Source organism: Stenotrophomonas nitritireducens (genome assembly GCF_050984405.1).
In the GTDB taxonomy this organism is placed as follows: domain Bacteria; phylum Pseudomonadota; class Gammaproteobacteria; order Xanthomonadales; family Xanthomonadaceae; genus Stenotrophomonas; species Stenotrophomonas nitritireducens_B.
In genome coordinates this window covers 3,171,189-3,194,916 of the sequence record NZ_CP158790.1, presented here as the reverse complement: position 1 = coordinate 3,194,916, position 23,728 = coordinate 3,171,189, and the positions used below count along the sequence as shown (strand labels likewise).

Below are 23,728 nucleotides of genomic sequence, written 5' to 3'. Positions count from 1 at the left end.
GGGTAACGGCGAGGGCGGTGGTGGACAAGCTTGACAGGTGCCACACCGTCCGCCGTGGGAGCGGCTTCAACCGCGACAGGGCATTACCGCGTTGTGTGCTCGGCAGGCGGGGACCAAGGAACCGCGCAAGTCCCTGATGATGCCCCGTCGCGGTTGAAGCCGCTCCTACGGTGCGCGGGGCATCCGTAGGTGCCGGGCTTGCCCGGCACGGTGCTTCACCGGGAACGCCCATGCGGGGCAAGCCCCGCATCTACGGGAGCGGACAACGGCGCATGCATGGCCAAGGTCTCGCGGACCGGGGCGAAGCTGCGGCGGTGCTCCGGGCAGGGGCCGTGCGTGCGCAGCGCGGCCAGGTGGGCCGGGGTGCCGTAGCCCTTGTGCTGGTCGAAGCCGTACTCGGGATGGCGCTGGTGCAGGGCCTGCATGTAGCGGTCGCGGCTGACCTTGGCCAGGATCGAGGCGGCCATGATGGCGCGGTCGATGGCGTCGCCGCCGACCAGCGCCTCGGCCGGGCAGGGCAGACCCTTGGGCACCTTGTTGCCGTCGATGCGGGCGAACCGCGCCACGTGCGCCACCCCTTCCGCCGCGCGGCGCATGCCCTGCATGGTGGCCTGGAAAATGTTGATGCCGTCGATCTCGGCCACGTCCACCAGCACGATGCTGTGGGCCAGGGCGCGATCGACGATGCGCTCGAACAGCTGCTCGCGGCGCGCGGCGCTGAGCGCCTTGGAGTCGTCCAGGCCGTTGATGCGCGGCCGCTGCGGATCGAACACCACCGCGGCCACGGCCACCGGCCCGGCCAGCGGGCCGCGCCCGGCTTCGTCGATGCCGGCGTAGAGCAGGGATCGGGGATCGGAGGCCGGAGGCAAGGGGAAAAGCGGCAGACTGGCGGCAGATGACTTCACTGCTGATCCACCTGCTCCGGCCTCTGGCCCCCGGCCCCTGGCCTCAGCATCCCCGCCACCGCGTCGGCGGCGCGGGCCGAGGCGTCCTGGCGCAACTGCAGGTGCAGGCGCTGGTAGTCGTCCTGCAGCCCGGCCACGCAGTCGGGCTGGGCGAACCACTGCAGCACCGCCGCGGCCAGGCGGTCGGGCGTGCAGTCGTGCTGGATCAGCTCCGGCGCGAGGTCGCGGCCGGCCAGCACGTTGGGCAGGGCGAAACGGTCGACCTTCACCAGCTTCAACGCCCTTGCGATGCGGTAGGTCAGTTCGGACACGCGGTAGCCGACCACCATCGGCCGCTTGACCAGCATGGTTTCCAGCGTGGCCGTGCCGGAGGCGAGCAGCACCACGTCGGCGGCGGTCACCGCGTCGCGGGCCTGCCCGTCGAGCACGTGCAGGCGCGCGGCGGGCAGGGCCGAGGCGGCGATCTGCTGGTCGATCAGCTGGCGGCAGCGGGCGTTGGCCGCCGGCACCACGATATGCAGGTCGGGCATGCGCTCGGCCACCTGCCAGGCGGCCTCGAAGAAGGCCGGGCCCAGCCGGCCGATCTCGCCCAGGCGGCTGCCGGGCAGCACCGCCAGCACCGGCGCGGTGGCCGGCAGGGCCAGGTCGGTGCGGGCGTCGGCGCGGTCGCTGTCCAGCGGGATCGCATCGGCCATCGGGTGGCCGACGAAGCGCGCGTCCACGCCATGGCGCGCGTAGATCGGCGGCTCCATCGGGAACAGGCACAGCACCAGGTCGGCGCTGGCGCCGATCTTCTCGGCGCGCTTCTCGCGCCAGGCCCAGACCGAGGGGCTGACGTAATGCACGGTGCGGATGTCGCGCTGTTTCAGCCAGCGCTCCACGCCGAGGTTGAAATCGGGCGCGTCGATGCCGATGAACACGTCCGGGCGCCAGTCGAGTACGCGCTGGCGGAACGCGCGGCGCAGTTTCAGCAGGCGCGGCAGGTGGCGCAGGATCTCGGCCAGGCCCATCAGCGCCAGTTCGCTGGCGTCGAACCAGGTCTGGCAGCCGGCGCCGCGCATGGCGTCGCCGCCGATCCCGGCGAATTCGGCATCGGGAAAACGCTGGCGCAGTTCGGCGATCAGGCCGGCGCCGAGGAGATCGCCGGAGGTTTCCCCGGCCACCAGCGCGATGCGCGGGGAACGGGGAAGCGGGAAGCGGGAAGCGGGAAGGGAAGCGGCGGGGACGGTCGCCTGGCCGCCGTCATTCCCCGTTCCCGCTTTCCCGTTCCCGTTGTTGCTGCGGGCATTCATCGCTGCAGCGGGCGGTCCGCGTGCTCGATGAAGTCCAGCATCTGCCGCACGTCGTCGCTCTCGCGCGCCTGCTCGGCCAGCTGCTGCTTGGCCTCGGCCAGCGGCACGCCGGCCACGTACAGGGTGCGGTAGGCGCGCTTGATGGCGCTGATGCGCCCGGCATCGAAACCGCGGCGCTTCAGGCCTTCGCTGTTGATGCCGCGCGGGCGGCCGTGGCCGTCGATGCCGACCATGGTGAACGGCGGGATGTCGCCGGTGACCAGCGCCCCCATGCCGAGGAAGGCATGGTCGCCGATGCGGCAGAACTGGTGGGCGCCGGCGAAGCCGCTGATGATCACCCAGTTGCCGACGCTGACGTGGCCGGCCAGCGTGGTGTTGTTGGAGAACACGCAGTGGTTGCCGACGTGGCAGTCGTGCGCGACGTGCGTATAGGCCAGCAGCCAGTTGTCGTCGCCGACGCTGGTGATGCCGCCGCCGCCGCCGGTGCCGCGGTTGATGGTGACGAACTCGCGGACCACGTTGCGGTCGCCGATCACCAGTTCGGTGCGCTCGCCGGCGTATTTCTTGTCCTGCGGCTCGCCGCCGATGGCGGCGTGGCCGATGAAGCGGTTGTCGCGGCCGATGCGGGTCGGACCCTGGATGCTGCAATGCGGGCCGACGACGGTGCCCGCGCCGATCTCGACGTCGGCGCCGATCAGGCTGAAGGCGCCGACGCGCACGTCGGCGGCCAGCCGGGCCGACGGATCGACGACCGCCGTGGGATGGATCAGGGGGGCGCTGTCGCTCATGCGCGGGCTCCGGTCGGTGTCATTCGCGGGTGCCGGCGCACAGCACCTCGGCATGCGCCACGACTTCGCCGTCCACCTTGGCCTCGCCGTAGTAGACGGCCATGTTGCGGATCACGCGCTTGACCTGCACGTGCAGTTCCAGCACGTCGCCCGGCACCACCTGCTTCATGAAGCGCACGTTGTCCACCTTGACCAGGTAGAACAGCTTGGACTGCGCGTCGCGGCCCAGGCTCAGCTGGGTCAGCACGCCGCCGGCCTGCGCCAGCGCCTCGATGATCAGCACGCCCGGCATGATCGGCTGGCCCGGGAAATGCCCCTGGAAGAACGGCTCGTTGATGGTGACGTTCTTGTGCGCGACGATCGTCCTGGCCTCGGTGTCCAGCGCGACCACCTTGTCCACCAGCAGGAACGGGTAGCGGTGCGGGATCAGCGTGCGGATCGTGTTGACGTCGATGGGCAACGGCAGCGGTGAGTTCATTCCTTCTCCTTGCTCACAGCCAGGACCCGGCGTGCCAGGCTGTCCAGCTGCTTGAAGCGCGCGGCGTTCTTGCGCCACGTGCGGTTGTCGGTCAATGGGGTGCCGGACGAGTACTCGCCCGGTTCGGTGATGGAGTTGCGCACGACCGACTTGCCGGTGACGACGACGTGGTCGCAGATTTCCAGGTGGCCGACCACGCCGACCGCGCCGCCGAGCAGGCAGTAGCGCCCGATCCTGGCGCTGCCGGCGATGCCGGTGCAGCCGGCGATCGCGCTGTGCGCGCCGATGTGGCAGTTGTGGGCGATCTGCACCAGGTTGTCCAGGCGCACGTCTTCTTCCAGCACGGTGTCTTCCAGCGCGCCGCGGTCCACGCAGGTGTTGGCGCCGATCTCGCAGTCGTCGCCGATGCGCACGCCGCCCAGCTGCGGCACCTTGATCCAGCGGCCGGCGTCCATCGCCAGGCCGAAGCCGTCGGCGCCCAGCACGGCGCCGGGATGGACGCGCACGCGCTTGCCCAGCCGCACCCGGGTGACCAGGGTGACGCGGGCGATCAGTTCGCAGCCGGCGTCCAGGCTGCAGTCCTCGCCGATGATGCTGCCGGCGCCGACGATGCAGTTCTCGCCGACCACGCTGCGCGCGCCGATGCTGACGAACGGGCCGACGTGGGCGCTGGCGGCCACCCGTGCGGACGGGTCGATCACCGCGCTGGGGTGGATGCCGGCCTCGCGCAGCGGCACCGTTTCGAACAGCGCGCCGATCTTGGCGAAAGTGGTGTACGGGTCCTTGGCGACCAGGGCGGTGCCGGGCGCGGCCTCGGCATCGTCGGCGCGCAGCACGACGATGGCCGCCCTGCTGTCGGCCAGCTGCGCGCGGTAGCGCGGATTGGCCAGGAAGGTCAGCTGGCCCGGACCGGCATGGGCCAGCGTGGCCACCCCGTGGATCGCGGTGGACGGATCGCCGTGCACCTGCAGCCCGAAACGGTCGGCCAGTTCCTGTGCGGTATGGGTCGGAGTATTCACGCCGGGAGTTTAGCGTCTGGAAGTGGCGCGGTCATGCGGCAGGTGGGGGCATGGGCCGCGCGCAGGCCGGCCCGGCTCGGAACCGCCGGAATGATTCTGGAGAACAGCCCCCCCCTGGTAAGGGGGCGCGCCGAAGGCGGGGGATCGGAAGGCCAAGGCGCGTCCCCAGGTTTCGCGCAGCGAAACCTGGGGTGCCCAAGGCGCCGCCTTGGGCGCGCGGGCAGTTCCTTAGAACTGCCCGCCGAAGGTGAACTGCAGGCGCTCGATCTCGTCGCCTTCCTTCTTCTTGAGCGGGAAGGCGTAGCTGATCGAAATCGGGCCGACCGGGGCGCGCCACAGCAGCGCGACGCCGGCCGAGGCGCGCAGTTCGCCCGCATCGAAGTTGTCGGTGCCGTTGTAGACGTTGCCGAAATCGAGGAAGGCCGACACGCGCGCCGACGGGCTGTCGAACAGCTTCGGGAAGTAGGCTTCGACCGAACCGACCGTCTTCAGCGAGCCGCCCAGCGGCTGGCCGCGGTAGTAGCCGCCCATGATCTCCGAGCGCGGGCCCAGGGTGTTGTCGCGGAAACCACGCACCGAGTTGGTGCCGCCGGCGTAGAAGTTCTCGAAGAACGGCAGGCCGGTCGCCTTCACCTGGCGGTGCTTGGCGGTCGGGTTGGTGGCGCAGTCCACCACTTCGCTGGTGGCCGGCTTGCCCGGGACCGCCGGCTTGTCGCCATCGGCCGGGATGCCCGGAACGGCGGGCGTCTCGAACCAGCAGATGTCGCGCGTCTTTTCGTTGCCGTACGAGTCGCCATAGCCGAACTCGACACGGGTGTTGATCACCAGCGACGGCATGATCGGCCAGTACTTGGAGATCTGGTAGCTGAGCTTGTAGTACTCGGCGGTGGAGCCGGGCAGCGTGGCTTCCAGGCCCAGGCGCTGGTAGGTGCCGCGGGTCGGCATGAAGTAGTCGTTGCGGGTGTCGCGCGCCCAGCCCAGTTCGGTACGCCAGGAATGGAAGGTGCGCGTGCCCATCGCATCGATGTAGTCGATGATCGCCTGCGGGGTGAAGCCGGTGTAGGTGGTGATCTGGTTGCTGTCGATGCCGAACATCAGCGAGAAGCTGTCGTTCTCGGTGATCGGCACGCCGAACACCATCTGCGCGGCGCCGTTGGTGCTGTTGTACTGGGCGGTGTTGAAGTCCGAGTAGTCCAGTTCGCGCCAGGACAGGTTGTAGCCCAGCGACACGCCGTCGTCGGTGAAATAGGGGTTCAGGTACGAGAAGCCGTAGCGCTGCAGGTAGCTGCTGCGCGAAGCCTCGACCGAAACGCGGTTGCCGCCGCCCAGGAAGTTGTTCTGCGACAGCTGCACCGAGGTGGTCATGCCGTAGGACTGCGAATAGCCCAGGCCGAACACGAAGCTGCCCGAGGTGGTTTCCTTGACGTTGTAGACCACGTCGACCTGGTCGTTGCTGCCGGTAACCGGGCTGGTCTCCACGTCGACCGATTCGAAATAGCCCAGGCGCTGCAGGCGGATCTTGGAACGGTCGATCGCCGCCTGCGAGTACCAGGCGTTCTCGAACTGGCGCATCTCGCGGCGCAGCACCTCGTCGGCGGTACGGGTGTTGCCCTTGAACACGATGCGGCGCACCGACACGCGCGGGCCGGGCACGACCTGCATGTTGACCGCCACGGTGCGATCGGCGCGGTTGCTGGTCGGGATCGGGTTGACCTTGGCGAAGGCGTAGCCGACGTTGGACAGGGTGTTGGTGATCGCGTCGGCGCTCAGCTCCAGCAGGCCGCGCGAGAACGTGTCGCCGGCCTTCTGGAACACCATGCGCTCGACGTCTTCCTGCGGCAGGATGGTGTCGCCGGTGACCTTGATCTCGGAGATCTTGTACTGCTCGCCCTCGGTCACGCCGGCGGTGATGAACATGTCGCGCTTGTCGGGGCTGATCGAGACCTGGGTGGAATCGACGCTGAAATCGACGTAGCCGCGGTCCAGGTACCAGGAGTTGAGCTTCTCCAGGTCGCCGGACAGTTTTTCCTTGGAGTACTGGTCGTCGCGGCGGTACCACGAGGCCCAGTTGTGTTCCTTGGACTCCCAGGTATCCAGGATGTCTTCGGCCTCGAACTTCTCGGTGCCGACCAGGTTGACGTGGCGGATCTTGGCCGCCTTGCCTTCCTTGACGGCGATGGCGACGTCGACGCGGTTGCGGTCCAGCGGACTCACCGTCGGGGTGATCTCGACGTTGTACTTGCCGCGGTCGTTGTACTGACGGCGCAGCTCCTGGGTCACGCGGTCCAGGCTCAGGCGGTCGAAGGTGCCGCCCTCGCTCAGGCCGATGTCGCTCAGGCCCTTGAGCAGCTGCTCGCTCTTGATGTCCTTGTTGCCGGTGACGGTCAGCTTGTTGATCGCCGGGCGCTCCTTGACCGTGACCACCAGGATGTCGCCCTGGCGGTCCAGCTGCACGTCCTCGAAGAAGCCGGTCTTGTACAGGGCGCGGATGGTTTCGCCGACCTTGGCGTCGTCGACGCGGTCGCCGCGTTCCACCGGCAGGTAGGTGAAGACGGTACCGGAAGAGATGCGCTGCAGGCCGTCCACGCGGATGTCGCTGGCGGTGAAGGGCTCGGCTGCCTGCGCCAGCGCGGGCGCGGCCAGGCCGGCGGCGAGGGCGAGGGCAAGCAGGCGGCGATTGGGAAGTCGCGTCATGTCACGTCCGGTTGGAGTCGATTTCATTGTTGCGTGGGTGCCGGCGTATGACGACGTCAGCGGGAAAAAGTTCATCGCGGGACCAGGCCGAGGATGTCGTTGTAGAACGCCAGCCCCATCAGTCCGGCCAGCAACGCCAGGCCGACATATTGTCCCGCGGCCATGGCGCGCTCGCTCAACGGGCTGCCCTTGACCAACTCGATAAGGTAATACAGCAGGTGACCGCCGTCCAAGATCGGGATCGGCAGCAGGTTGATGATGCACAGGCTCAGCGACAGCAGGGCCAGGAAGTACAGGAACCAGTCCACGCCGCGCTCGGCCGAGGCATTGGCGACGCGGGCGATGGTGATCGGGCCGGAGATGTTCTTGACCGAGGCATGGCCGGTGAGCATGCGCCGCATCATGCCGAGGGAGTCGCTGGCCAGCCGGCCGGCCTCGCGCACGGCGGCCGGCAGCGCCGCCAGCGGGCCGTACTGCTGGCGCGCGTCGTAGGCCGGCGCCTGGCCGGTGACGAAGCCCACGCCGATCAGCCAGCGGTCCTTGCCCGCCTCGCCCGGCGCCTTGTGCGGCTGCAGTTCCAGCGCCAGGCGCTGGCCGGCGCGTTCGACCTCGACCATGCCCGGGCCGCCGCGCTCGCCCAGCTGCTGCACCAGCGGCGCGACCTGGTCGGCGCTTTCCACGCGCTGGCCGTCGATGGCCAGGATCAGGTCGCCGCGCTGCAGCTGGCCGCTGGCGGCCGAGCCTTCGGCCACCGACTCGACCTGCGCCGGCTGCAGCCAGAACTGCCAGGCCAGGCCGGCCTGCACCGGCACCGTGCGTTCGTCGAAACCGGCCGGCAGGGTGGACAGCGGCAGTACCCGGGTGTGGGTGTTGTCCAGCGTGTCGAGCACCCGCACGCGGGCGTCCTGGCGGTCCATGGCGGCGGTGGTGAGGGCCATGCTGGCCTCGGCCCAGGTGCCGATGGCGCGGCCGTCCACCTCCACGATGCGGTCGCCGGCGCCCAGGCCGGCGGCGGCGGCCATGCCGGTGCTGCGGCCGATGGTGGCCGAGTAGTCCTGGCGGCCGATCACGAACATCGCCCACAGCAGCACGATGCACAGCAGCAGGTTGGCGGCCGGTCCGGCAGCCACGATCGCGATGCGCTGCCAGACGCTCTTGTTGTTGAACGCCACGGCGCGCTCGCCGGCCGGAACCTCGACCTCGCGCTCGTCCAGCATCTTCACGTAGCCGCCGAGCGGGATGGCGGCGATGGCGAACTCGGTGCCGTTGCGGTTGCGGCGGCTCCACAGCGGGCGGCCGAAACCGACCGAGAAGCGCAGCACCTTCACGCCGCAGCGCCGTGCCACCCAGTAATGGCCGAATTCATGGAACGTCACCAGCACGCCGAGGCTGACGATCATCCACCACACGGAACCGAGGAAGTCAGCCATGGGCGCGGCTCGGTTGGAAGTCGGGATCAGGCATGGGGCAGGCGGGCGATGGCGGTGGTGGTGACCTGGCGGGACCGCGCGTCGGCTGCCAGCAGGGCATCCAGTGTATCGGCAGCCATATGAGGCAGGGCGGACAGGGCGTCTTCCACCAGCGCGGGGATCGACAGGAAGCCTATGCGGCCCTGAAGAAAGGCTGAAACGGCGACTTCGTTGGCCGCGTTCAGGATCGCCGGGGCGCTGCCGCCGGCTTCCATGGCCTGCCAGGCCAGGCGCAGGCAGGGGAAGGCGTCCAGGTCCGGCGCCTCGAAATCGAGCCGGCCCTGGGCCAGCAGGTCGAGCCCAGCCACGCCCGACTCGATGCGCCGCGGCCAGCCCAGGCCGACCGCCAGGGTGGTGCGCATGTCCGGCAGGCCGAGCTGGGCCAGGGTGGAGCCGTCGATGAACTCGACCAGCGAATGCACCAGGCTCTGCGGGTGCACCAGCACGTCGATGCGCGCGCCGGGCACGCCGAACAGGTGGTGGGCCTCGATGACCTCCAGGCCCTTGTTCATCAGCGTGGCCGAATCGACCGAGATCTTCGGGCCCATCGACCACTTGGGATGCGCCACCGCCTGGGCCGGGGTCACCGCCTGCAGTTCGGCGCGGCTGCGGCCGCGGAACGGGCCGCCGGAGGCGGTGAGCAGGATGCGGCGCACGCCGGCGCCCTCGACGCTGGCCTCGCGCGAGCGCAGGCACTGGAAGATGGCGTTGTGTTCGCTGTCGATCGGGATGATGTCCGCGCCGGCCGCCGCCGCGTCGCGGGTCAGCAGTTCGCCGGCCAGCACCAGCGATTCCTTGTTGGCCAGCAGCAGGCGCTTGCCGGCGCGGGCCGCGGCCAGGGTGGAGGACAGCCCGGCCGCGCCGACGATGGCCGCGACCACGGTGTCGCAGGCGTCGCCCAGCGGCCAGCGCGTCGATCGCCGCGGCGCCGGCGTGGGCCTCGGTGGCCAGGCCGGCGTCGCGCAGCCCGTCGCGCAGGCGCCCGAACAGCGCCGGATCGGCGATCGCGGCATGCGCGGGCCGATGGCTGCGGCACAGCGCGACCAGCGCGTCGACGTTGTTGCCGGCGACCAGCACGCTGGCGCGCATCTGCCCCGGATGGCGGGCGATGACGTCCAGCGCCGAGGTGCCGATCGAGCCGGTGGCGCCCAGGATCGCGACCCGGCGCGGGGCGGCGGAGTGGGAAAGCGGGGAAGCGGACATGTCAGAAGCCGAAGATTTCCTTGCCCAGCGCGAACACCGGCAGCGCGGCCAGCACGCCGTCGATGCGGTCGAGCACGCCGCCGTGGCCGGGGATCACGTTGCCCGAATCCTTGGCGCCGGCATGGCGCTTGAGCAGGCTTTCGAACAGGTCGCCGAGCACCGAGGCCAGCACGGTGACCGCGGCCACCAGCAGCAGCCAGCCGATGGCGCCGGGCTGCACGCCGGCCAGCCAGCCGAAGCCGACCGCGACGGCCAGGCCGGCGGCCAGCCCGCCGAGCAGGCCTTCGATGGTCTTGTTGGGGCTCACGCGCGGCGCCAGCTTGCGCCTGCCGAACGCGCGCCCGGCGAAATAGGCGCCCGAATCGGCCGCCCAGACCACGGCCAGCGCGGTCAGCAGCCAGCGGTTGCCGTGCGGCTGCCCGGCGTGGATCAGCACCAGCGCCGCCCAGGCCGGGACGATGGCCAGGGTGCCGGCGGCCAGCTTGAGCATGCGCGCGCCGCTTTCCTCGTGCGCGCCGAAATCGAAGAAGCGCAGCCACAGCAGCGCCAGCAGCCAGAAAGCGACGCCGGCCAGGGTCGCCAGCTGGAACAGCACCAGGCTGCCGGCCGAGGCCCATACCAGCAGCACCATCAGCAGCAGGTTGAGCACCAGCAGTACGGTGCGCGGCAGGCCGTCCACGCCGGTGAGGCGCAGCCACTCCCACAGGCCGGTGAGGAACACCAGCGCGGCGGCGGCGGCCAGCCACTGGGTGGGCAGCAGCAGGATCGCGCAGATGGCCACCGGGGCCATGATCAGCGCGGCGATGACACGGGTCTTGGTCATGGGGAAACGGTCTCCGTGGCCGCCGCGGCGACCTGTGCGCTGGTCAGTCCATAGCGGCGCTCGCGCCGGGCGTAGTCGTCCAGGGCCTGCTGCAGCAGGCCGGCGTCGACGTCCGGCCACAGCACCTCGGTGAACCACAGCTCGGTGTAGGCCAGCTGCCACAGCAGGAAATTGCTGATGCGGGTATCGCCGCCGGTACGGATGAACAGGTCCGGCGGCGGCAGGTCGGTCAGCGCGACGTGCCGGCCGAGCAGCTGCTCGTCGATCTGTTCCGGCAGCAGGGTGCCGGCGGCCACCTGCTCGGCGAGCAGGCGCGCGGCATGGGCGATGTCCTGGCGTCCGCCGTAACTGGCGGCGATGCTCAGGGTCATGGCGCCGTTGCCGGCGGTGCGCTGTTCGGCCCGGTCCATGCGCTGGGCGATGCCGGCGGAGAAGCGCGTGCGCTCGCCGATGAAGCGCACGCGCACGCCGCGGCGGTCCAGTTCGTCCACCTCGCGGTCGAGCGCGCCCAGGAACAGCTTCATCAGCGCGTCCACCTCCTCCTGCGGCCGTCCCCAGTTCTCGCTGGAGAAGGCGAACAGCGTGAGCGCGGCGATGCCGCGCTCCAGGCAGAAATCGATGGTGCGGTTGACCGCGCGCGCGCCGGCGCGGTGGCCGATCATGCGCGGGCGCCGCCGCTGCTGCGCCCAGCGGCCGTTGCCATCCATGATGATGGCGACGTGCGCGGGCAGGCTTGGTGCTGGCATGCCGTTGGGCATGGCGGACGGCACCGGTCAGACCGCCATCAGTTCCTGTTCCTTGAGCCTGACCACCTCGTCGACGTCCTTGATCGCCTTGTCGGTCAGCTTCTGGATCTCGTCCTGGGCGCGGCGGTCCTCGTCCTCGGTGATGGCCTTGTCCTTGAGCAGCTTGGCCACTTCCTGGTTGGCGTCGCGGCGGATGTTGCGGATGGCGACCTTGCTGTCCTCGCCTTCCTTGCCCACGGTCTTGGCCAGCTCCTTGCGGCGCTCCTCGGTCAGCGGCGGCAGGTTCAGGCGGATCACCGTGCCCATGGTGGTGGGCGTGATGCCGATGTCCGACGCGTAGATGGCCTTCTCCACTTCCTTGATCATGTTCTTGTCGAACAGGGTGATGACCAGCGAGCGGCCTTCGGACACGCTGATGCTGGCCACCTGGTTCAGCGGCGTGTCGGTGCCGTAGGCCTTGACCTTGATGCCGTCCAGCAGGGCCGGCGATGCGCGGCCGGTGCGGATGGTGGTGAGGGTGTGGCGCAGAGCGTCGAGGCTCTTGGCCATGCGCGCCTGCGCATCTTGCTTGATGTCGTTGATCATCGCCGGAATCCTGGATGTTTCTGGAACCGGCCGATTATAGGCGAACAGCCCTGCCGGCCGGACGGGAATCGTGGAGCCGGGACGCGCCGGCCCCTTCCGGCGCGCCTCGTGCCCTGCCGGGCCGGCAGGAGGCGGGCGGGACGTCAGTGCGCGTCGCGGCCGTGGACGAGGGTGCCGATGTTCTCGCCGCGCAGGATCTTCAGCAGCTCGCCAGGCTGGCCCATGTCGAACACGCGCAGAGGCAGGTCGCTGTCGCGGGCCAGGGCGAAGGCGGCGGTGTCCATGACCTCCAGGCCCTGGCTGATGACCTGGTCATAGCTCAGGGTGTCGTAGCGCACCGCGTCGGCGTGCTTGTTCGGGTCCTTGTCGTACACGCCGTCGACCTTGGTGGCCTTGAGCAGCAGGTCGGCGCCGATCTCGATGGCGCGCAGCGCGGCGCCCGAATCGGTGGTGAAGAACGGGCTGCCGACGCCGGCGGCGAAGATCACCAGGCGGCCTTTTTCCAGGTGGCGGATAGCGCGGCGGCGGATGTAGTCCTCGCACACGTCGTTGATCTTGATCGCGCTCATCACCCGCGCCTTGGCGCCGAGTTTCTCCAGCGCGTCCTGCATGGCGAGTGCGTTGATGACCGTGGCCAGCATGCCCATCTGGTCGCCGGTGACCCGGTCCATGCCGCCGGCGGCCAGGCCGGCGCCGCGGAAGATGTTGCCGCCGCCGATGACCAGCGCCACCTCGGCGCCGGCCTGCTGTGCCTCGATGACCTCGCGCGCCAGGCGGTTGATGACCTTGGGGTCGATGCCGTAGTCCTCGTCTCCCATCAGCGCCTCCCCGGAAAGTTTCAGAAGGATGCGTTGGTAGGCGAGCTGGGACATGGCGACCTCGGGTGGCTGGAAAACGCGGGAATTCTAACGGATCGGACGCTTTCCGCGCAGCGCTCGTGTTGCACTGCAATGACGGTTTTCCACCTGCGTTCGCCCGCGTTCAGCCAGCGGCCGGCTGTGGCTCGGGGGCGCGGGCGATCACCCGGTTGCGGCCCAGGCTCTTGGAGCGGTAGAGCACGTCGTCGGCGGCCTTGAGCAGGTCCTGCACGTTGGCGAAGCGTTCGTAGTCGCCGTGGGTGGCCACGCCGGCGGAGAAGGTGACGTGCAGCGGCGCGCCCTCGATCTCGGCCATCGGCGTCTGCGCGATGGTGTCCAGCACGCGCCGCACCACCTCCAGCGCGAGGCGCTCGTTGGTATCGGGGAACAGCACCACGAATTCCTCGCCGCCGAACCGGGCGACGGTGTCGCTGTTGCGCAGCTGTTCCTGCAGGTGCGAGGCGAAGGACTGCAGCACCTGGTCGCCGGCCAGGTGGCCGTGGGCGTCGTTGATCTTCTTGAAGTCGTCCAGGTCGATGAAGGCGATGGACAGTGGCCGGTTCATGTGCGCGGCGCGGGCGAATTCCTGTTCCAGCACCGTTTCCAGATGTCGGCGGTTGAGCACGCCGGTCAGCGCGTCCAGGTGCGCCTGCTCGGCCAGGCGCCGCGCCAGCAGCTCGAAGTCGTCGGCGCGCCGGCGCGTGGCCGAGGCGTCCTGCAGTTCGCGCAGGTTGCGCAGTTCCTTGAGTTCGTTGGCGTGGTCGAGCAGGAAACGCACGCGCGCGGAGCTGGGCACGGGCACGTCGAGCAGGGCGCAGAGCTCGGGCAGCATCTGGCTGACCCGCTGCAGCACCAGTTCGAAGCCCTGGCTGTCCATGCCCAGTCCCTGGTAGGCCTGGCGCAGCGCATGGTTGCGGGCGATGTCGGCATCGGGCGCGAGCCAGATCTCGGCCACGCAGCCGGACAGGGCGACGCAGCGCTGGAACAGGTCTTCCGGTTCGGCCGGGGCTTCGCTGCGGGCGATGGCCTCGACGAGATAGCGCGGCAGGTGCCACTGCTCGCACAGCTGGGCGCCGGCGTCGGCGTGGCTGCAGCCGAGGATGGCGCGCTCGTGGGCGAGCAGTTCCTCGTTGCAGGTGGCGCTGTCGAACAGCGCCGGGTAGATGTCCGGGCTGGCCTGCATCAGCGCCAGCGTGCCGATGTCCTGCAGCAGGCCGGCGAGCATCAGCTCCTCGACGCGCCGCACCCCGCAGCCCAGGCCGAGGAAACGCGCGGCCAGGGCGCAGAGCACGCTGCGGCGCCAGATGCGTTCGAGCAGGCGCGGGTCCTGGCCTTCGCGGTCCAGCGCATGCGCCAGCGAGAAACCCAGCGCCAGCTGCAGGGTCGCGTTCAAGCCGAGCATGGTCAGCGCCTGCCCGAGGTTTTCGATCCGGCGCCGGCTCGCGTACAGCGGCGAGTTGGCGATGCGCAGCATGCGTGCGCTCAGCGCCATGTCCATCGCGATGGCATCGGCCGCGGTGGCGATGTCGGTCTCCGGGTCCTGCGCCAGCTCGATGATGCGCAGGGCGATGCCGGGCGGCGAGGGCAGGTTGCGGCAGAGTGACAGCGCTGCGTTGAGCTCGGGGGACATGTCGGGGAGGTGTTCAGCAGGCCATCAAGGATACGGGCGGGGCGGGCGCGAGGCGTGTTTGCGTCACAGTATCGGGCAATGGGACTTGAAGTCCACAGGAGAAACGGGATCGGCTTCCGGTAATCCGGATAAAAAGAAGCCGCGGAGTCCGCGGCTTCTTTCAGGCTCCTGGTCGGGGCCGTATCAGACCTGCATCGCCTTGGCGACTTCGGCGGCGTAGTCCTCGACCACCTTCTCGATGCCTTCGCCGACCACCAGGCGCTGGAAGCCGACGACGTCGCCGCCGGCGGCCTTCACGGCCTGCTCGACGGTCTTGTCGCTGTCCAGCACGTAGTTCTGGCCGTACAGGGTCACTTCGCTGATGATCTTGTTGATCTTGCCGCTGATGATCTTCTCCAGGATCTCGGCCGGCTTGGCCTTGTCCTTCTCGCTCATCTTGGCCAGCTCGATTTCCTTTTCCTTGGCGACGAATTCGGCCGGCACGTCGGCGGCCTTGTTGTGCGGCGGGTTCATCGCGGCCACGTGCATGGCCAGGCCGTTGGCCAGCTCGGCGTTGCCGCCGGCCAGGTCGACCAGCACGCCGATCTTGCCGTTGCTGTGCACGTAGGCACCGACGGTGTTGTTGCCGTCGACCTTGGCCAGGCGGCGGATCTGGATGTTCTCGCCCAGCTTCTGGATGGCGGCGGTGCGGGATTCCTCGACGGTCTCGCCGGAAGCCAGCTTGGCCGACTTCAGGGCCTCGACGTCGGCGGCGCCGGAAGCCAGCGCGGCGGCGGCGACGGCGTCGACGAACGCCTTGAAGTTGACGTCGTTGGCGACGAAGTCGGTTTCCGAGTTCACTTCGACCAGCACGGCCTTGCCGCCGTTGACGGCGACGCCGATGCGGCCTTCGGCGGTGACGCGGTCGGCCTTCTTGTCGGCCTTGGCGGCGCCGGACTTGCGCAGGGCTTCGGCAGCGGCGTCGATGTCGCCGTTGTTCTCGGCCAGAGCCTTCTTGCATTCCATCATGCCGGCGCCGGTGCGCTCGCGCAGTTCCTTGACCAGGGAGGCGGTGATTTCAGCCATGGGATTACCTCAACGATAGAAAGGGGCAGGCCGGCGATGATCGCCGGCCGTTGTTACGTGGCCCTGTCAGTGGCCGGCGCCGATGGCGCCGCCGCAGGGGGAGCGGGCGCGCAGGGCGCCCGCCGGGTGCATCAGGCCGAAGCCTCGTCGCCCTTCTTGGCGCCCTTCTTGGCCGGAGCGCGGCGGGCCGGCTTGGCTTCTTCGGCGGCAGCGGCGTCGGCGAACTCTTCCTCGCGCACCGAAGCGGCGTTCGGGGCGGCGGCCTTGCCTTCCAGCACGGCGTCGGCGGCGGCGCGGGCGTACAGCTGCACGGCGCGGATGGCGTCGTCGTTGCCCGGGATGGCGTAGTCCACCAGTTCCGGGTTGTAGTTGGTGTCGACCACGGCGATCACCGGGATGCCGAGCTTCTTGGCTTCCTTGATGGCGATGTCTTCATGGCCGATGTCGATCACGAAGATCGCGTCCGGCAGGCGGTTCATGTCCTTGATGCCGCCCAGCGAGGCTTCCAGCTTGTCGCGCTCGCGGCGCAGGCCCAGCACTTCGTGCTTGACCAGGCGCTCGAAGGTGCCGTCGGTTTCGCCGGCTTCCAGCTCCTTCAGGCGGGCGACCGACTGCTTGACGGTGCGGAAGTTGGTCAGGGTGCCGCCCAGCCAACGCTGGTTCATGAACGGCATGCCGCAACGCTCGGCTTCTTCCTTGATGGCGTCGCGCGCGCTGCGCTTGGTGCCCAGGAACAGGATGGTGCCGCGCTTCTGGGCAACGGACGAGATGAAGTTCATCGCGTCGTTGAACAGCGGGACGGTCTTTTCCAGGTTGATGATGTGGATCTTGCCGCGGGCGCCGAAGATGTACGGCGCCATCTTGGGGTTCCAGTAGCGGGTCTGGTGGCCGAAGTGGACGCCGGCTTCCAGCATCTGGCGCATGGTGATCTGGGACATTGCAGAACTCCTGACGGGGAACCGGCGATTCCGCCCGCGATCGATGTGTGCGGGACGCGTGGAAGCGCGAAAGGTTCCGGGGTTGGGCTTCCCTGCTGCCTCCGTGACCGACGACATGCGTACTGGGGCCTTGGCTCCAGCTGGCACGCGCACCCCGGCACGGATGGGGGCAGCAGGTGTGGATTCGCCGGTGACGCCCGGCGTGGGCGGCCCGGAGCGGCGCAGGGCCGGCAACGGAGCCGCGGAATTATAGGGCGCAAGGCCCCGGTGCGCAAACCGCGGCCCCGGCCGGCCCCCGCGGGCGGGGCAAAGGTCGTTCAGACAGGCGCCGATGGGTGATAATGGCGGCCATGAGCGTGAACCTGAAAACCCCCGAAGAAATCGCCAAGATGCGTGTCGCCGGCCGCCTGGCGGCCGAAGTGCTGGACATGATCGGCCAGCACGTCAAACCCGGTGTCACCACCGAGGAACTGGACCGCATCTGCCACGACCACATCGTCAACGTGCAGGGCGCGATCCCGGCCAACGTCGGTTACCGCGGCTTTCCCAAGACCCTGTGCACCTCGGTCAACAACGTCATCTGCCACGGCATCCCCAGCGAGGCCAAGGTGCTGAAGGACGGGGACATCGTCAACATCGACGTGACCGTCATCAAGGACGGCTGGCACGGCGACACCAGCCGCATGTACTACGTCGGCACGCCGTCGGTGATGGCCCGGCGCCTGGTGGAGACGACCCGGGAGGCCATGTGGCGCGGCATCCGCGCGGTCAGGCCGGGCGCCACCTTGGGCGACATCGGCAACGCGATCCAGGAATACGCCGAATCCGAGCGCTTCAGCGTGGTGCGCGAGTACTGCGGCCACGGCATCGGCAAGGTCTACCACGACGAGCCGCAGGTGCTGCACTACGGCCGGCCCGGCCAGGGGCTGGTGCTCAAGCCGGGCATGACCTTCACCATCGAACCGATGATCAACGAGGGCACCCGCTACACCAAGGTGCTGCCCGACGGCTGGACCGTGGTCACCAAGGACCGCAAGCTTTCGGCGCAGTGGGAGCACATGGTGGCGGTGACCGAGGACGGCGTGGAAGTGCTGACGCTGTCGCCGGCCGAGTCCGAACACGCGCGATCCGGGACGGCATGAGCCCACTGCCGGCGGATCTGGTCCAGCACGTACCGGACGCGCCGGCCGATCCCGCGGGCGATGCGCAGTGGGCCGCCGCGGCGCGGCAGTCGCTGGCCCACGCCGATGCGCGGCTGTGCCGGCGCTTCGAGCAGGGCGACAACATCGAGCGGCTGCTGGCGCTGCGCGCGCGCTGCGTCGACCACCTGATCCAGCAGGCCTGGCGGCGCTGCCTGCCGGCCGACGCCGGGCTGTCGCTGTTCGCGGTCGGCGGCTACGGCCGCGGCGAACTGTTCCCCCGCGATCGGACATCGACCTGCTGGTGCTGGGCGAGCCGGACGCGCAGCAGACCGGCGAGGCCGCCCTCGCGCGCCTGTTCGCGCTGCTGTGGGACGCCGGGCTGCCGGCCAGTCACGCCGTGCGTTCGGCCGCGCAGTGCGTGCAGGCCGCCGCCGACCAGACCGTGCTCACCGCGCTGATCGAGGCGCGGCCGCTGTGCGCGGAACCAGGCGCGCAGCAGGCGCTGGCGCGCGCGGTGTCGCCGGCCCTGATCTGGCCGGCGCGCGACTACTTCCTGGCCAAGCGCGAGGAACTGCTGCTGCGCCACCAGCGTTTCGGCGATACCGCCGACAACCTGGAACCGGACCTCAAGGACGGCCCGGGCGGCCTGCGCGACCTCAACACCCTGGGCTGGATGGCGCTGCGTGCGTTCGGTGTGAGCGACATCGACGCGCTGGTCGGGCTGGGGCACCTGGGCCTGGACGAGGCCGCCGCGCTCAAGCGCGAGCGCGCCGTGCTGGCGCGGCTGCGCTTCGGCCTGCACCTGGTCGCGCAGCGCGCCGAGGAGCGGCTGCGCTTCGACCACCAGAAGGCGCTGGCCGAGCGCATGGGCTTCGCCGACGACGCCGGCAACCTCGGCGTGGAAAAGATGATGCAGGGCTTCTACCGCAGCGCGGCGGTGGTGCGGCGGATCAGCGACCGCCTGCTGCAGCGCTTCGAGGAGCAGTTCGACGGCGAAGCGGCGCCGGAGCCGGTCGGCGACGGCTTCTCGCTGCGCCGCGGCTACCTGTCGGCCGACGATCCGCTGTGGCCGCATGGCGACATCGCGCGCATCTTCGCCCTGTTCGCCTGCTGGGCGCGCACGCCGCAGGTGCGCGGCCTGCACTCGCTGACCGCGCGCGGCCTGGCCGAGATGCTGGACGAGATCCCCGCCTACACCGAGGTGGGCGAGGCCGTGCGCGAGCAGTTCATCGCCCTGCTGCGCGGCCCGCGCGCGGTGGACACGCTGGCGCGCATGGCGCGGCTGGGCGTGCTCGGGCAATGGATACCGGCCTTCGCGCAGGTGTCCGGGCGCATGCAGTTCGACCTGTTCCATGTCTACACCGTGGACCAGCACACGCTGATGGTGCTGCGGAACATCGGCGTGTTCGCTGCCGGCCGCGCCGACGAACGGTTCTCCATCGCCCACGAAGTCTGGCCGCGGCTGCGCAAGCCGGAATTGCTGCTGCTGGCCGGGCTGTTCCACGACATCGCCAAGGGCCGCGACGGCGACCATTCCGAACTGGGCGCGGTGGACGCGCGCGCGTTCTGCGCCGCGCACGGCCTGGGCGCCACCGACACCGACCTGGTCGCGTGGCTGGTGGAACAGCACCTGCGCATGTCGGTCACCGCGCAGAAGCAGGACATCACCGACCCGGAGGTGATCCACCGCTTCGCCGGGCTGGTGGGCAGCCGCGAGCGACTGGATTACCTGTACCTGCTGACCTGTGCCGATATCGCCGGCACCAGCCCCAAGCTGTGGAACGCCTGGAAGGACCGCCTGCTGGCCGACCTGTATTTCGCCGCGCGCCGCGCCCTGCGCGAAGGACTGGAGCCGCCGCTGCCTGAGGCCGAGCGGGTGCAGGAGGCGCGCGCCAGCGTGCGCGAACTGATGCGCACGCTGGGCCATGGCGAGGCGGCGATCGAACGCCAGTTCGGCGCGATGCCGGACGAGAGTTTCGTGCGCTTCCGGCCCGAGCAGCTGATGTGGCAGGCCACCTCGCTGATGGAGGTCTCGCGCGGCGGCACCCTGGTGAAGGCGCGGCGGATCGCGCCTGAGAGCGACGCGCTGGAAGTGTTCGTGCATTCGCCCGACCGCGACGGCCTGTTCGCCGCGATCGTGATGACGCTGGACCGCGCCGGCTACAGCATCCACCGCGCGCGCGTGCTGGACGGGCCGGAGGACACCATCTTCGATACGTTCGAAGTGACGCCGGCCGGCAGCTTCGCCGACGGCGACACCGCGCGCCTTGAGCTGCTGCTGCGCAAGGCGTTGGCCGGCAACATCCAGATCCTGCGCCCGGCGCGGCGGGTGATTCCGCGCCAGCTCAAGCACTTCCGCTTCGCCCCGCGCATCGAGTTCATCGAGAACGCCGAGCACGGCCGCACGGTGCTCAACCTGGTCGCGCCCGATCGCCCCGGCCTGCTGGCCGACGTCGCGCACGTGCTGCGCGACCAGCAGCTGCGCGTGCAGGACGCGCGCATCGCCACCTTCGGCGAGCGCGCCGAGGACCAGTTCCAGCTCACCGACCGCCACGACCGCCCCCTTACCGAAACCTCCCGGCAGGCACTGCGCGACGCATTGCTGGCCTGCCTGGATCCCGACAGAACGCCAGGAGACCCCCACTGATGGCCACCAGGAAGACCGCCGCCAAGCCCGCGGCAGCGAAGAAGAGCGCGACCAGGAAGACGGCGGCCAAAAGCGCCGCGCCGGTGAAGAAGGCGGCGGCGAAGAAGGCAGCGCCGGCGAAGAAGCCGGTGAAGCCCGCGGCGAAGAAGACGCCGGCGAGCGCGCCTGAGGCCGCGCCCAAGGCCATCGAGTCGATCGGCCCGCGCAGCCTGCGCAAGCCGCCGGCGCCGGGCGTGGCGGAGATGAAGTTCGGCATCGAGAGCGCGTTCGAACGCCGCGCGATGCTGACCATGGACGAGATCGAGGGCTACACCCGGCCGCTGGTCAACCGCGTCATCGACGGCCTGGAGTCGGGCGAGTTCCGCGTCGCCGAGCCGGACGGCAACGGCGGCTGGAAGGTCAACGAGTGGCTGAAGAAGGCGGTGCTGCTGTACTTCCGCGTCAACGACATGAGCGTGATGGACGGCCGCCCGGCGCCGTTCTGGGACAAGGTCGAATCGCGCTTTGCCGGTTACGGCGAGGCGGAGTTCCGCGCCGCCGGCGTGCGCGTGGTGCCCGGCGCCATCGCCCGCCGCGGTTCGCATTTCGGCCGCGACGTGGTGCTGATGCCCAGCTTCACCAACATCGGCGCGCACGTGGGCGAGGGCACCATGGTCGATACCTGGGCCACGGTCGGCTCCTGCGCGCAGATCGGCAAGCACTGCCACCTGTCCGGCGGCGCCGGCATCGGCGGCGTGCTGGAGCCGCTGCAGGCCAGCCCGACCATCATCGAGGACCACTGCTTCATCGGCGCGCGTTCGGAAGTGGTGGAAGGCGTGGTCGTCGGCCACCACAGCGTGATCGGCATGGGCGTGTTCCTGAGCCAGAGCACGCGCATCTACAACCGCGCCACCGGCGAAATCAGCTACGGCTACATTCCGCCCTACAGCGTGGTGGTGTCCGGCTCGCTGCCGAGCAAGGACGGCAGCCACTCGCTGTACTGCGCGGTGATCGTCAAGCAGGTCGACGCCCGCACCCGCAGCAAGACCAGCGTCAACGACCTGCTGCGCGGCCTGGCCGACTGAGGGCTGCGCCGCAGGGGGAATTCCAGCACCATCCAACCGGGGAGCACGCAATGAAGACATGCACCGCGGCAGTCCGCCTGCCTGCCACGTTCCTGTTCACCGCCACGCTGGCGCTGGCCGGCGCCGCCTCCGCGCAGGACCTCAGCCGCTACAGCGAGGAAGGACTGCGCGCCGAACTGGCCGGCATCGCCGACGCCGAGGCCGCGGTGCTGGTGCCGATGCGCGACGGCATCGGCCTGTCCACCAACATCTGGCGCCCCAAGGGCGCCACCGGTCCGCTGCCGACGGTGTTGTGGAAGACCCCGTACAACGAGCACAACCCGCGCGGCACGAGCGCGCGGCTGGCGATCGAGGCGGTGCGCCACGGCTACGCCTTCGTCGTGCAGAACGAACGCGGCCGCTATTTCAGCCAGGGCAAGTACCAGATCCTGGGCCATCCGCAGACCGACGGCTACGACGCGCTGAGCTGGATCGCCGCGCAGCCGTGGTCCAACGGCAAGGTCGGAACCCTGGGCTGCTCGTCCTCGGCCGAATGGCAGCTGTCGCTGGCGGCGATGGACCACCCGGCCCACGCGGCGATGGTGCCGATGGCCGCCGGCGCGGGTATCGGCAAGGTCGGCCCGTTCCGCGAGCAGGGCAATTTCTATACCGGCGGCGTGCCGCGCACGCTGTTCGCGGTGTGGATGTACGGCGTGGACAATCCCCTGCGCGCCGAACTGCCGCAGGACCTGTCCGGTCCGATGCGCGCGCGCGTGGCGCAGTACAACGACCTGGACGCGAGCAAACCCAAGGTCGACTGGCAGAAGCACATCTGGCACCTGCCGTACGCGCAGCTGCTGTCCTCGCTGGGCGAGCCGCCGGCGACTTTCGAATCGATGATCGGGCGCGGCCCGGCCGATCCGTTCTGGGAGCAGGGTGGGCTGTACCACGATTCGATGGGCTGGGGCGTGCCGGCGCTGTGGTTCAACAGCTGGTACGACGTTTCCATCGGCCCGAACATGGCGCTGTTCAACCACGCGCGTTCGGCCGGCACCGACGCCGAGGCCCGCCAGAACCAGTACGCCGTGATCGGCCCCAACCCACACTGCCAGTTCTGGCAGCTGGGCAAGGACTACAAGGTCGGCGACCGCGACATGGGCGATGCGAGCTTCCCGGTCGCCGGGCAGATCTGGGCATTCTTCGACCGCTGGCTGAAGAACCAGCCCAATGCCTTCCCCGCGTCCACGCCGCACGTTCGCTATTTCACGATGGGCGCCAACCGCTGGCAGTCCGACGCGCAGTGGCCGCCGAAGGCGGCCAGGCCGGTGCGCATGTACCTGCGTTCGGGCGGCGCGGCCAATTCGATGTACGGCGACGGCCGCCTGACGTTCGAGGCGCCTTCCGGCGACGAGCCGAAGGATGCCTACCGCTACGACCCGGCCAACCCGGTGCAGACCATCGGCGGCGGCGACTGCTGCAACGGCGGCCTGGTGACCGCCGGCGCCTTCGACCAGCGCCAGATCGAGGCGCGCCACGACGTGCTGGTCTATACCAGCGAACCGCTGGACGCGCCGATGGAAGTGTCCGGTTTCGTCGATGCCGTGCTGAAGGTGTCCTCCAGCGCCAGGGATACCGACTTCGCGCTCAAGCTGGTGGACGTGGCGCCGGACGGCACCGCCTGGATCGTCGGCGACACCATCCTGCGCGCGCGCTACCGCGACGGCTACGCCACGCCGGCGCTGATGCAGCCGGGCCAGGTCTACACGCTGAAGCCGACCCCGATCACCACCTCGATCCGCTTCGACAAGGGCCATCGCGTCCGCGTCGAGGTGACCAGCTCCAACTTCCCCAAGTTCGCGCGCAACCTCAACACCGGCGGCGCGAACGAAACCGAGGACGTCCCGGTGGTGGCGGACAACGCCGTCCACCACTCGGCCGACGCGCCCAGCTATATCGAACTGCCGGTGGTGCAACAGGGCAAGCAATGACCACGACTCTCTACGGACTCAAGAACTGCGACACCTGCAAGAAGGCCACCAGGTGGCTGGACCGCTTCGGCGTCGCCTACACCTTCATCGATTACCGCGAACACAAGCCCAGCCCGGAAACGCTGGTGGAGTGGGCCGGCAAGGCGGGCGGCTTCGACGCGCTGGTCAACAGGTCCTCGACCACCTGGCGGCAGCTGCCGGATGCCCGCAAGGCGCCCGGTTCCGACGCCGAGTGGAAGCTGCTGCTGCGCGAATACCCGCAGCTGATCCGGCGGCCGCTGGTCGTCACCGGCGACGGGGCGGTGACGCAGGGCTTTTCCGACAACGGCTTCAAGCAGCGCTTCGGCGTCGCCTGAACCACAGCCCCGCAGGAGCGGCTTCAGCCAGGAAGGGGCTTTGCGCAGTTCCCGCAAAGC

At 69.6% G+C, this 23,728-nt stretch carries 18 protein-coding genes and 2 pseudogenes; 5 read left to right on the top strand and 15 right to left on the bottom strand.

Going from position 1 to position 23,728, the window contains the following annotated elements:
- Nucleotides 1-215 precede the first annotated feature (215 nt).
- The 15 genes and pseudogenes from ABTV91_RS14230 to rpsB form a co-directional block, all read right to left on the bottom strand.
- On the bottom strand, nt 216-905 hold the full coding sequence (locus ABTV91_RS14230) for a ribonuclease HII (RefSeq protein WP_433852007.1): 690 nt from the start codon (nt 903-905) through the stop codon (nt 216-218).
- Nucleotides 902-2,197 carry a lipid-A-disaccharide synthase gene (gene lpxB, locus ABTV91_RS14225; protein ID WP_433852006.1) on the bottom strand — a complete coding sequence of 432 codons (1,296 nt, stop codon included), beginning with the start codon at nt 2,195-2,197 and terminating at the stop codon, nt 902-904. Before lpxB ends, ABTV91_RS14230 begins: the two co-directional genes overlap by 4 nt.
- Nucleotides 2,194-2,985, bottom strand: coding sequence for an acyl-ACP--UDP-N-acetylglucosamine O-acyltransferase (gene lpxA / locus ABTV91_RS14220; RefSeq protein WP_433852005.1), 792 nt, complete (start codon nt 2,983-2,985; stop codon nt 2,194-2,196). The genes lpxB and lpxA overlap by 4 nt, the downstream gene beginning before the upstream one ends.
- Nucleotides 2,986-3,004: 19 nt before the next feature.
- Nucleotides 3,005-3,463: a 3-hydroxyacyl-ACP dehydratase FabZ gene (fabZ, locus tag ABTV91_RS14215; RefSeq protein ID WP_104939203.1), complete on the bottom strand. Its 459-nt coding sequence runs from the start codon at nt 3,461-3,463 to the stop codon at nt 3,005-3,007.
- The gene (gene lpxD / locus ABTV91_RS14210) at nt 3,460-4,482 is read right to left on the bottom strand and encodes a UDP-3-O-(3-hydroxymyristoyl)glucosamine N-acyltransferase (RefSeq protein WP_433852004.1); all 1,023 of its coding nucleotides are present in this window, start codon (nt 4,480-4,482) and stop codon (nt 3,460-3,462) included. Before lpxD ends, fabZ begins: the two co-directional genes overlap by 4 nt.
- 228 nt (nt 4,483-4,710) lie before the next feature.
- Complete coding sequence (bamA, locus tag ABTV91_RS14205) at nt 4,711-7,176, bottom strand: outer membrane protein assembly factor BamA (protein ID WP_433852003.1); 2,466 nt, start codon at nt 7,174-7,176, stop codon at nt 4,711-4,713.
- A gap of 71 nt (nt 7,177-7,247) precedes the next feature.
- On the bottom strand, nt 7,248-8,606 hold the full coding sequence (rseP, locus tag ABTV91_RS14200) for an RIP metalloprotease RseP (RefSeq protein WP_433852002.1): 1,359 nt from the start codon (nt 8,604-8,606) through the stop codon (nt 7,248-7,250).
- 26 nt (nt 8,607-8,632) lie between these two features.
- Nucleotides 8,633-9,848, bottom strand: a pseudogene (locus tag ABTV91_RS14195) (1-deoxy-D-xylulose-5-phosphate reductoisomerase).
- A gap of 1 nt (nt 9,849) precedes the next feature.
- Nucleotides 9,850-10,671 carry a phosphatidate cytidylyltransferase gene (locus ABTV91_RS14190; protein WP_433852001.1) on the bottom strand — a complete coding sequence of 274 codons (822 nt, stop codon included), beginning with the start codon at nt 10,669-10,671 and terminating at the stop codon, nt 9,850-9,852.
- Nucleotides 10,668-11,417: a polyprenyl diphosphate synthase gene (uppS, locus tag ABTV91_RS14185; protein ID WP_433852000.1), complete on the bottom strand. Its 750-nt coding sequence runs from the start codon at nt 11,415-11,417 to the stop codon at nt 10,668-10,670. Before uppS ends, ABTV91_RS14190 begins: the two co-directional genes overlap by 4 nt.
- Nucleotides 11,418-11,444: 27 nt before the next feature.
- The gene (gene frr, locus ABTV91_RS14180) at nt 11,445-12,002 is read right to left on the bottom strand and encodes a ribosome recycling factor (protein ID WP_433851999.1); all 558 of its coding nucleotides are present in this window, start codon (nt 12,000-12,002) and stop codon (nt 11,445-11,447) included.
- Between the two features lie 143 nt (nt 12,003-12,145).
- The gene (gene pyrH / locus ABTV91_RS14175) at nt 12,146-12,874 is read right to left on the bottom strand and encodes a UMP kinase (RefSeq protein ID WP_054666822.1); all 729 of its coding nucleotides are present in this window, start codon (nt 12,872-12,874) and stop codon (nt 12,146-12,148) included.
- 109 nt (nt 12,875-12,983) lie between these two features.
- Nucleotides 12,984-14,489: an HDOD domain-containing protein gene (locus ABTV91_RS14170; protein WP_433851998.1), complete on the bottom strand. Its 1,506-nt coding sequence runs from the start codon at nt 14,487-14,489 to the stop codon at nt 12,984-12,986.
- Nucleotides 14,490-14,672: 183 nt separating this feature from the next.
- Entirely contained in the window at nt 14,673-15,554 is an 882-nt protein-coding gene (gene tsf / locus ABTV91_RS14165) for a translation elongation factor Ts (RefSeq protein ID WP_433851997.1), read from the bottom strand.
- A 131-nt stretch (nt 15,555-15,685) separates the two neighbouring features.
- Nucleotides 15,686-16,492, bottom strand: a complete 807-nt coding sequence (rpsB, locus tag ABTV91_RS14160; protein ID WP_433851996.1) for a 30S ribosomal protein S2 — start codon at nt 16,490-16,492, stop codon at nt 15,686-15,688.
- Nucleotides 16,493-16,842: 350 nt separating this feature from the next.
- Here rpsB and map point away from each other — a divergent pair, with 350 nt between their 5' ends.
- From map to ABTV91_RS14135, 5 genes and pseudogenes are all read left to right on the top strand, one after another.
- Nucleotides 16,843-17,634, top strand: a complete 792-nt coding sequence (map, locus tag ABTV91_RS14155) for a type I methionyl aminopeptidase (protein ID WP_433851995.1) — start codon at nt 16,843-16,845, stop codon at nt 17,632-17,634.
- Nucleotides 17,631-20,281 (top strand): annotated as a pseudogene (locus tag ABTV91_RS14150) ([protein-PII] uridylyltransferase). Before map ends, ABTV91_RS14150 begins: the two are co-directional and overlap by 4 nt.
- Nucleotides 20,281-21,345: a 2,3,4,5-tetrahydropyridine-2,6-dicarboxylate N-succinyltransferase gene (dapD, locus tag ABTV91_RS14145; protein ID WP_433851994.1), complete on the top strand. Its 1,065-nt coding sequence runs from the start codon at nt 20,281-20,283 to the stop codon at nt 21,343-21,345. The pseudogene ABTV91_RS14150 and the gene dapD overlap by 1 nt, the downstream one beginning before the upstream one ends.
- A gap of 50 nt (nt 21,346-21,395) precedes the next feature.
- Nucleotides 21,396-23,312 (top strand): CocE/NonD family hydrolase, encoded by a 1,917-nt coding sequence (locus ABTV91_RS14140; protein ID WP_433851993.1) that lies wholly within the window; start codon nt 21,396-21,398, stop codon nt 23,310-23,312.
- A complete protein-coding gene (locus ABTV91_RS14135) occupies nt 23,309-23,668 on the top strand; it encodes an arsenate reductase (protein ID WP_433851992.1) in 360 nt (119 codons plus the stop codon). Before ABTV91_RS14140 ends, ABTV91_RS14135 begins: the two co-directional genes overlap by 4 nt.
- Nucleotides 23,669-23,728 lie beyond the last annotated feature (60 nt).